Origin of the sequence: Bacillus cereus group sp. N6 (genome assembly GCF_016483705.1) — a bacterium.
GTDB lineage: Bacteria > Bacillota > Bacilli > Bacillales > Bacillaceae_G > Bacillus_A > Bacillus_A wiedmannii.
The window spans coordinates 1-1,061 of sequence record NZ_JAEHBI010000171.1 but is presented as its reverse complement, the minus strand read 5'-3'; the positions used below and the strand labels follow the sequence as shown (position 1 = coordinate 1,061).

The window sequence follows — 1,061 nt, the reverse complement described above, 5'->3', positions numbered from 1 at the left end:
AACGGTGATGAGATTCGTTCATTATACAATGGCAGCTTAATTAATGAGGACCATTCAGCGAGTGACCTTGCTTTATGCAATCATCTGGCATTCTGGACAGGGAAATCAGCAACTCGAATGGATGCGATGTTCCGCGAAACTAGCTTAATTCGTGATAAATGGGACGTTATACATTTTAGTGATACAAACGAAACATACGGTGAAAGAACAATAGGAAAAGCCATTTCATCTACCTCCACAACTATCTTAGACAACAAACAACAATTCGAAGAATTTTCATTCGATTTTATAAATGAAGATGTAGCTGAAGTTGTGGAAGACAAACCAAAAAGGAAATTCAAATTAACTGAGCTTGGAAACGCTGAACGTATCGCATATGAATACGGCCATGTAATTAAATTTGTTAATGATATTGGTTGGTTTATATGGGATGGCAAACGTTGGCGAGTAGATACGAAAAAAGAAATTGAAAGAATTACAGCAAAAGTACTCCGCAGCCTTTCTAAATCAGATGATGAATCAGAAGCGAAATGGGCGCGGATGTGTGAGCGTAGAAATGTACGAATGAATAGTATTAAGGATCTTATGCCATTAGTTCCAGGAGAACGTGGGGATTTTGATAGACATAAATTTTTATTCAATGTAGAAAAGGGTGTTGTTGATTTAAAAACAGGCAAGTTACAACAACATAATCGAGAACTTAGGTTAACTAAGATTACCAATATTACATTTGATGAAAATGCAAAGTGTCCAACATGGCTAACATTCTTAGATCAAATATTCTTAGGAGATAAAGCTCTTATAGAGTACATGCAACGATTGATTGGTTACAGTTTGACAGGTGATATTTCAGAACAAATTATGATGTTTTTAGTCGGTGGAGGTTCAAACGGAAAATCAACCTTTATCAATATTATTAAGGACATTATGGGCGACTACGGAAAACAAGCAAAATCAGATACGTTCATTAAAAAGAAAGAATCAGGAGCAAACAACGATATCGCTAGATTAGTTGGTTCTCGCTTTGTATCAGCGATTGAAAGCGAAGAAGGAGAAAAGCT

Annotated in this window: 1 protein-coding gene; it reads left to right on the top strand. The window is 36.0% G+C overall.

Annotated elements, in window-relative coordinates; all coding sequences use genetic code 11:
- A partial coding sequence (locus JDS99_RS30690) for a phage/plasmid primase, P4 family (protein ID WP_242475820.1) occupies window positions 1-1,061 on the top strand: 1,061 nt, incomplete at both ends.